Here is a 7531-nt window from a genome sequence, read left to right on the forward strand (position 1 = left end):
GCTGACTGCTACAGTCGCCAATTCCTACATGGCCCTACATGGAGTGACCCATGCTGCGCACAACCGCCCTGGCCCTGGCCTGCCTCGCCGGCGCCCTGGCCCTGGCCTGCCTCGCCGGCGCCCCGGCCATCGCTGCCGAATCGCCTACCTATGGCACACAGCTCGAAGGCTTCACCTACCCCCACCCGCTAAAGCACTTCGATTTCCAGTCCCAGGGGCAGCACCTGCAGATGGGTTACATGGATGTGCCTGCCCAAGGCCAGGCCAACGGCCGCAGCGTGGTGCTGATGCACGGCAAGAACTTCTGCGCTGCTACCTGGGAGACCACCATCGACGCCCTGAGCCAGGCGGGTTATCGGGTGATCGCTGCCGACCAGATCGGCTTCTGCACCTCAAGCAAGCCGGCCCAGTACCAGTACAGCTTCCAGCAACTGGCGGTGAACACCCACGCCCTGCTGGAACAGTTGGGCGTCAAGCACGCCATCGTGCTCGGCCACTCCACCGGCGGCATGCTCGCCACCCGCTATGCACTGATGTACCCGCAGCAGGTCGAGCGCCTGGCGATGGTCAACCCCATCGGCCTGGAAGACTGGAAAGCCCTCGGCGTGCCTTACCGCACAGTGGACCAGTGGTATGCACGCGAACTCAAGCTCGATGCTGAAGGCGTGCGCGAATACGAGCGCAAGACCTACTACGCCGGGCGCTGGAAGCCCGAATACGAACGCTGGGTGCAGATGCTGGTGGGGCTGAACAAGGGGCCGGGGCACGAGGTGGTGGCGTGGAACTCGGCGCTGATCTACGACATGATCTTCACCCAACCGGTGTATCACGAGTTCAAGGACTTGAAGATGCCGACCCTGCTGCTGATCGGCGATCAGGACACCACGGCGATCGGCAGCGATATTGCGCCACCTGAGGTGAAAGCGACGCTGGGCAAGTACAAGGAACTGGGGCCGCAGGTGGCCAAGCTGATTCCCCAAGGCGAGCTGGTGGCCTTCGAGGGCATGGGGCATGCGCCGCAGATCGAGGAACCACGGCGCTTCAACCGGACACTGATAGAGTGGCTCGGCCGCTAACCCTTCCAGACCTGCGCTTCGCTCCAGCCGAGTTCGGCAAAATCCAGCGCCCGCAGGTCAGCTTCTTCTTCGCAGAAGAACTCATCCAGCTGCGGCGGCCTTATCGCCGTATCACTGAGCATCGCGTGAACCTGCCCCCGGTGATGGATCTGGTGCTCGAACAGGTGCGCCAGCAGGCGCAGGCGCCGTTCGCGCTGGATCCGCTGCGGTCGCACGATGCTCACGTAGCGCCCCAGGTGGGCATCCTGCAGCAGGCCGCAATAGGCGATCAGCCGGTGGTCGGCCTGGGCCTGCTCGGCATGCAGGTCGGTGCAGGTGACGAACGGTTGTTCCGGCTCGAAGAAGCGCTCGCCATCCGGGTTCGGCGCTTCACCGCGCTGCTCGCATTCGAGCATGTCGAGGTAGAACCAGTCCACCGTCAGCAGGTGGTTGAGGGTGGCCTTGATAGACGGGAAGAAGCTGCAGCGAGGGGCGACGAACTCGTCGTGGGTCAGTTGCAGACAGGCCTTGTACAGGCGGTGATTGGCCCAGCCATTGTTGTAGGCCTGGGTCAGCAGATGATGCGACAGCGGCTCCATGGTTCGGCTCCTTCAGGCGAAGCGTTGCAGTTGCATCTCCCGTAGCCGGCTCAGGGTCCTTTGGTACGGGAACGCCAGATACCCTTGAGTGTAGAGCGCATCAAGCGGAACCTGCGCCTCCAGGTACAGAGCCACCCGACGGTCATAGCATTCGTCGACCAGGGCGATGAAACGGCGCACCGCGTCATCCTTGGGTGACAGCATCGGCAGCTCACGGTCACCCGCCGCGACACGCGCCGCACCATCCTCGGTGCCGCGGGCAATGCGCCCGGCCCGCTGCTCACCGCCCAAGGCCGGGATGCCCTCGACCAGGATCGCCGGGAAGCGATCGCACAGGGCCATGAACTCCATGGCGGCCAAAGGCCGTTCGCAAAGCTCGGCAAAGTGGCACCAGACGGCCTGGGCGCTGCGCCGGATCACCTTGATCTGCCGCGAACCGAGCTGCAGGGGTGCGTTGCTGCCGGCGTCATCAGGGCTTAGCTGCTGGAACACCGCTGCCAGCGCACCGCCTTTGCTCCCCGCTTCGGCCACCCAGTAACGCTGGCGCTGTGTGCCCGGATGCAGCCGATGGTCCTGCTCGCCGGCCACCGAAAGCACCTGCATGTGCAGCTCGATGGCGCAGATGGCTGGCAGGAAACGCTCGCGATTGAAACCGTCGGCATACAGTTGTTGCGGCGGCTGGTTGGAGGTGGCGACCACCACCACACCGTGGTCGAACAGCACCTGAAACAGGCGGCCAAGGATGATCGCATCGCCGATGTCGCTGACGAACAGTTCGTCGAAACACAGCACACGAATCTGCCCGGCCAGTTCCCGCGCCAGCGCCTGCAAGGGGTCGGCCGTGCCGTTGAGCTGGAACAGGCGCTGGTGGACCCAGACCATGAAATGGTGGAAGTGCTGGCGCCGGGACGGGACGCTGAGGCAACGGTGGAACAGCTCCATGAGCCAGGTCTTGCCACGGCCGACCGGCCCCCAGAGGTACAAGCCCTGAGGGATATGACCCTGTTCTATGGCCTGGAAGCAGACTTGCAGGGCAACGACTGCCCGATCCTGAGCCGGGTCCTGGGCATAGCCCTGCTCGCTGAGGGCTTGATGATAGAGGGTTTGCGGATCAATGGGCATGGCGGTTGGCTTGGCCTGTCAGAACCCTATTGTCCGCACTGGCCTTATCGCCGGCAAGTCTTCAGCCCTCGCTCAGGCCGACCTTCAGCAATGCCCCATCCTTGGCATCGGTGAGCACATACAGGTAGCCATCTGGCCCCACCCGCACATCACGGATACGCGCCTTCAACTCACCCAGCAAGCGCTCTTCGTGGACGATCTTGTCGCCATCGAGCTGCAAGCGAATCAATTCCTGCCCCGCCAGCGCACCCATGAACAGGTTGTGATCCCAGGCCTTGAACGTCTGGCTGTCATAGAAGGCCATGCCGCTGATGCCAGGCGATTTCTCCCAGACATGGTGCGGGTCGACCATGCCGTCGACATGCTTGCCCTTGGCCTCAGGTATCGGCAGCAGCGAGTAGTTGATGCCGTGTGTGGCGATCGGCCAGCCATAGTTCTTGCCCGGCTCCGGGATGTTGATCTCGTCGCCGCCGCGCGGGCCGTGCTCGTGGGTCCACAGCTTGCCGGTCCAGGGGTTGAGCGCAGCCCCCTGCTGGTTGCGGTGGCCGAACGACCAGATTTCCGGGCGAACATCCGGCTTGCCGACGAAGGGGTTGTCCTTGGGTATTTCGCCGTCGGGCAAAATCCGCACGACCTTGCCCTGCAGCTTGTCCAGGTCCTGGGCGGTCGGGCGCTGGTTATTTTCGCCCAGAGCGATGAACAGGAAACCGTCGCGGTCGAACACCAGCCGCGAGCCGAAGTGATTGCCTACCGACAGCTTGGGCTGCTGGCGGAAGATCACGCTGAAGTTTTCCAGCCGCGCGCGATCCTCGGACAGCTGGCCACGGCCCACTGCCGTGCCGGCCTTGCCATCACTGCCCTCCTCGGCGTAGGACAAATAAACCGTGCGGTCCTTGGCGAACTGCGGCGACAGCACCACGTCGAGCAGGCCACCCTGGCCTTCGGCCCAGACCTTGGGCACACCACTGATGGGCGGGCCGACCTTGCCTTCAGCGCTGACCACCCGCAGGTTGCCGGGGCGCTCGGTGACCAGCATGTCCTTGCCACCCGGCAGGAACGCCAGCGCCCAGGGGTTGCGCAGGCCATCGGTCACGGTGCTGACGGTGAGTTGCCCTTCCTCGCTGGGCAGCTGTTGCTCGGGAGCGGCATGGGCCAGCAGCGGCAACAGCGCAGCGGCGGTCAGGGTCGTCAGCCAATGGGTTCGGGTCATGCAGGATTCCTTTCTGTGGGGTCATGGCACACGCTGGCTATCACGCGGTGGCCGCGTCGGCTCCAGATTGGGCGCCTGCTGCTGGCGGCGCATGTTGTCGCCATTGCCTATGCCGCGGTTATCCAGGCTTGGCGTGCGGTAGATGGGTTCGGTGGACGGGCCGCGCACAGGCGGTGTAGCCGGCATGCTGCCCTGGCGGCTGTTGGGGTTGGCGCGCTGGACCGGGCTGTTGTAGGGGTTGTTGTTGCTGGCAGCGAGCTGCAACGGCTGCACAGGCGCTGCCTGCACCGGCAGGCACAGCAGCAGGCCAATGGCCAGGGTCGGCAATGTAAGATTCATGCTTCACCTCATGTACGAAGAACGCGCCTTGAGCGTTGGATAGCCTAAGGCGCGAAGGGTTCGCGGCAAAAGTGTGAATGCGATTCCTGATGTTTCAGTATGGGCCTGATGGCATTGCCCATCAGGCCCGCCGATCACCGGGCAATGTCTACCTTGTGCCGTGCCGCGTACAGGCAGAGCATCTCCATGGCCAGGGTGGCCCCGGCCAGCGCGGTGATATCGGCATGGTCATAGGCCGGCGCCACTTCCACCAGGTCCATGCCCACCAGGTTGATGCCGCGCAGGCCACCGAGGATCTCCAGTGCCTGCACCGTGCTCAAGCCGCCGCATACCGGGGTGCCGGTGCCGGGCGCATAGGCCGGGTCGAGGCAATCGATGTCGAAGGTCAGGTACACCGGCCGGTCACCGACCCGTTGGCGAATCGCCGCGATGATTGCCTCGGTGCCCTGGCGATGTACCTGCCGGGCATCGAGAATGGCAAAACCCTGGCTGTCGTCATTGGTGGTGCGCAGGCCGACCTGCACCGAGCACGACGGATCGACCAGCCCCCCGCGTGCGGCGTGCCAGAACATCGTGCCATGGTCGATGCGCCCCTCTTCGTCCGGCCAGGTGTCGCTGTGCGCATCGAAATGGATCAGCGCCAGCGGGCCATGGCGCCGGGCATGGGCCTTGAGCAGCGGGTAGCTGATGAAATGATCACCGCCCAGGGTGAGCATGGCGCAACCGGCTTCAAGAATGTGCTCGGCGTGGGCCTGGATGCTGTCCGGTACCGACTGCGGGGTGCCGCTGTCGAACGCGCAGTCGCCATAGTCGATCACGGCCAGGTGGTCGAACGGGTCGAATGCCCACGGCCAGTGACGTGCCCACGCCTGCTGCACCGAGGCGGCACGGATTGCGCGCGGCCCGAAGCGCGCGCCGGGGCGGTTGCTGGTGGCGGTGTCGAACGGCACACCGCTGACGACCACATCCACCCCACGCAGGTCGCGGCTGTAACGGCGACGGGAGAAACTGGTGATACCGGCGTAGGTACTTTCCGCTGCGGTACCGTACAGGCTGTCGCGGGTCATGGCCTGGTCGTTGTTCTGGGCTTGTTCCACGGTTGGGCTCCTTTGTATTCTCGGTCACTGGCGGCTACGGAACGCGGTCCACAGCCGGTTGCGCTGGCGCAGGTCGGACAGGGCCATGCTGCGGTCGGCGTACAAACGCTCACGCACATCGGCGGGTGGATAGATATCCGGGTCATTGCGCACGGCGTCATCCACCAGCGGCGTCGCTGCCTGGTTGGCGTTGGCGAAGAACAGCGTATTGGTCAGCGCTGCCACCGACTCTGGCTTGAGCATGAAGGCGATGAAGGCTCGAGCGGCTTCCGGGTGCGGGGCGTCCTTGGGGATGACCAGATTGTCCTGCCACACCAGCGTGCCTTCACGAGGGATGCGGTAGATCAGCTCGAACGGCTTGCCGGCGCGGCGCGCCTGGTCGGCAGCCATGGCAGCATCGCCGTTGTAGGTCAGCGCCAGGCACACGCTGCCGTTGGCCAGATCGCTGATCTGACGGCCATTGGCGACATAGCTGATCGACGGCTGCAGCTGGTCCAGCAGGTTCTGTGCGGCGGTGAGGTCAGACTTGTCCTGGCTGTACGGGTCCTTGCCGAGGTAGTTGAGGGCGACGCCGATCACTTCCTGCGGCGAGTCCGGCATGGCGATGCCGCACGCCTTCAGACGGCTGGCGTACTCGGGCTTGAACAGCAGGTCGAGACTGTCCAGCGGCACATCGCCCAGGCGCTGGCGCACAGCTTCGACGTTCACCCCCAGGCCCAGGGTGCCCCAGGTGTAGGGCACGGCGTAGCGGTTGCCGGGGTCGGTCTCGGCCAGCTTGGCCAGCAGGTCCTTGTCGAGGTTGGCGTACCCAGGCATGCCCTGCGCATCGAGCGGTTGCAGGGCATTGGCCTTCAGCGCCCGGGCCAACACAGTGGCTGACGGCACCACCACGTCGTAGCCGCTGCGGCCGGTAAGCAGCTTGGTTTCCAGGACTTCGGTGGTGTCAAAGGTGTCATAGCGCACCTTGTAGCCGGTTTCCTTTTCGAAGCGCTGGAGGGTTTGGGGGGCGACGTAGTCGGCCCAGCTGTAGAGATTGACGACCTTTTCTTCTGCCTGCAGTGGCAGAGCCAGGATCAAGGACAACAGGCAAAACGATCGACGCATGGCGGACACCTCGGCGAATGGGTGGATGCCGCCAGCATGCCAGCCGGGTTACATTGCAAAAATGGCAAGTTTGCAAAGCTGACATTCATCAGGATCAATGTAATGCTCGGACAATTGCACGACCCCGACCTGCACCTGCTGCGGCTGTTCGTCACTGTAGTAGAGGCCGGCGGCTTCAGTGCCGCACAGGGCGTACTGGGCCTGAGCCAGCCCACCATCAGCCAGCGCATGGCGCAGCTGGAAACACGGCTCGGTTATCGCCTGTGCAGCCGCGGCAAAGGTGGCTTTCGCCTGACCGACAAGGGCGAGTTGCTGTTGGAAGCAGCGCGTGGCCTGTTGCTGAACATCGAACTGTTCCGCCAGCAGGCCAATGGCGTGGCCGGGCGCCTGCTGGGGACGGTGCGGGTGGGCATGGCGGAGAACCAGGATGCGGCGGTGAACATTCGCCTGGCGATGGCGATTTCTCGTTTTCGTGAACGCGAGGAATCCGTGCAACTGGAGCTGATCAGCGCACCGCCAGCGGAACTGGAACGGCTGCTGCTGGAGCAACGGCTGGATTTGGCCATCAGCTATTTTTCCGGCAACCAGGCGGCGTTCGACTATCAGCCGTTGTTCGAGGAGCGCCAGCGTTTGTACTGCGGCAAGGGGCATGCGCTGTTCGATTCGCTCGAGGTGACCCATGAGCAGTTGCTGAAAGCGGACCAGGTGCGCCACCCCTACCGCTTCCTCAAGGGCGGCGAACCCTTCCAGAGCCGGCGCAGCATGGCAGTGGCGGAGCAGATCGAGAGCGTGCTGACGTTCATTCTGTCGGGGCGGCATATTGGTTATCTGCCGTGTCACTGTGCGGCGAGCTGGGAGGCTCAGGGGCTGTTGCGGGGGCTGGATCCGGGGCTGGATTTTGTGGTGCCGTTTACGCTGGCTCGGCATCGGGCACAAGTGCCTGGGGAAGCGCAGGCGGCATTTGTGGAGGATCTGCTGGTAGCGTTCTGCTGACATGGCCTCTTC

Annotated in this window: 8 protein-coding genes; 2 read left to right on the plus strand and 6 right to left on the minus strand. The window is 64.2% G+C overall.

Annotated elements, in window-relative coordinates:
* Window positions 1-50 precede the first annotated feature (50 nt).
* A complete protein-coding gene (locus APH28_RS27455) occupies window positions 51-1076 on the plus strand; it encodes an alpha/beta fold hydrolase (RefSeq protein ID WP_060513537.1) in 1026 nt (341 codons plus the stop codon).
* Here the strand turns inward: APH28_RS27455 and APH28_RS27460 are convergent.
* The 6 genes from APH28_RS27460 to APH28_RS27485 form a co-directional block, all read right to left on the minus strand.
* Window positions 1073-1654, minus strand: a complete 582-nt coding sequence (locus APH28_RS27460; RefSeq protein ID WP_060513538.1) for a DinB family protein — start codon at window positions 1652-1654, stop codon at window positions 1073-1075. The two genes, APH28_RS27455 and APH28_RS27460, sit on opposite strands and share 4 nt — an antisense overlap.
* A gap of 12 nt (window positions 1655-1666) precedes the next feature.
* Window positions 1667-2776 (minus strand): cell division protein ZapE, encoded by a 1110-nt coding sequence (gene zapE, locus APH28_RS27465; protein WP_060513539.1) that lies wholly within the window; start codon window positions 2774-2776, stop codon window positions 1667-1669.
* 61 nt (window positions 2777-2837) lie between these two features.
* Window positions 2838-3986 (minus strand): PQQ-dependent sugar dehydrogenase, encoded by a 1149-nt coding sequence (locus APH28_RS27470; protein ID WP_060513540.1) that lies wholly within the window; start codon window positions 3984-3986, stop codon window positions 2838-2840.
* A 21-nt stretch (window positions 3987-4007) separates the two neighbouring features.
* Window positions 4008-4325 (minus strand): hypothetical protein, encoded by a 318-nt coding sequence (locus tag APH28_RS27475; RefSeq protein ID WP_060513541.1) that lies wholly within the window; start codon window positions 4323-4325, stop codon window positions 4008-4010.
* Between the two features lie 134 nt (window positions 4326-4459).
* Entirely contained in the window at window positions 4460-5422 is a 963-nt protein-coding gene (gene speB, locus APH28_RS27480; RefSeq protein WP_060513542.1) for an agmatinase, read from the minus strand.
* A gap of 24 nt (window positions 5423-5446) precedes the next feature.
* Window positions 5447-6526 (minus strand): extracellular solute-binding protein, encoded by a 1080-nt coding sequence (locus APH28_RS27485; protein ID WP_060513543.1) that lies wholly within the window; start codon window positions 6524-6526, stop codon window positions 5447-5449.
* Between the two features lie 102 nt (window positions 6527-6628).
* Here APH28_RS27485 and APH28_RS27490 point away from each other — a divergent pair, with 102 nt between their 5' ends.
* A complete protein-coding gene (locus APH28_RS27490) occupies window positions 6629-7519 on the plus strand; it encodes a LysR family transcriptional regulator (protein WP_060513544.1) in 891 nt (296 codons plus the stop codon).
* The last annotated feature ends 12 nt before the right edge of the window (window positions 7520-7531 follow it).

This window comes from Pseudomonas sp. NBRC 111124 (assembly GCF_001320245.1).
Classification (GTDB): Bacteria; Pseudomonadota; Gammaproteobacteria; order Pseudomonadales; family Pseudomonadaceae; genus Aquipseudomonas.

What these genes read in the sequence shown, in the direction of transcription:
- APH28_RS27490 (WP_060513544.1), top strand. Translation starts at nt 6,629, where the DNA reads ATGCTCGGACAATTGCACGACCCCGACCTGCACCTGCTGCGGCTGTTC.
- APH28_RS27485 (WP_060513543.1), bottom strand. Translation starts at nt 6,526, where the DNA reads ATGCGTCGATCGTTTTGCCTGTTGTCCTTGATCCTGGCTCTGCCACTG.
- APH28_RS27460 (WP_060513538.1), bottom strand. Translation starts at nt 1,654, where the DNA reads ATGGAGCCGCTGTCGCATCATCTGCTGACCCAGGCCTACAACAATGGC.
- APH28_RS27470 (WP_060513540.1), bottom strand. Translation starts at nt 3,986, where the DNA reads ATGACCCGAACCCATTGGCTGACGACCCTGACCGCCGCTGCGCTGTTG.
- APH28_RS27455 (WP_060513537.1), top strand. Translation starts at nt 51, where the DNA reads ATGCTGCGCACAACCGCCCTGGCCCTGGCCTGCCTCGCCGGCGCCCTG.
- APH28_RS27475 (WP_060513541.1), bottom strand. Translation starts at nt 4,325, where the DNA reads ATGAATCTTACATTGCCGACCCTGGCCATTGGCCTGCTGCTGTGCCTG.
- zapE (WP_060513539.1), bottom strand. Translation starts at nt 2,776, where the DNA reads ATGCCCATTGATCCGCAAACCCTCTATCATCAAGCCCTCAGCGAGCAG.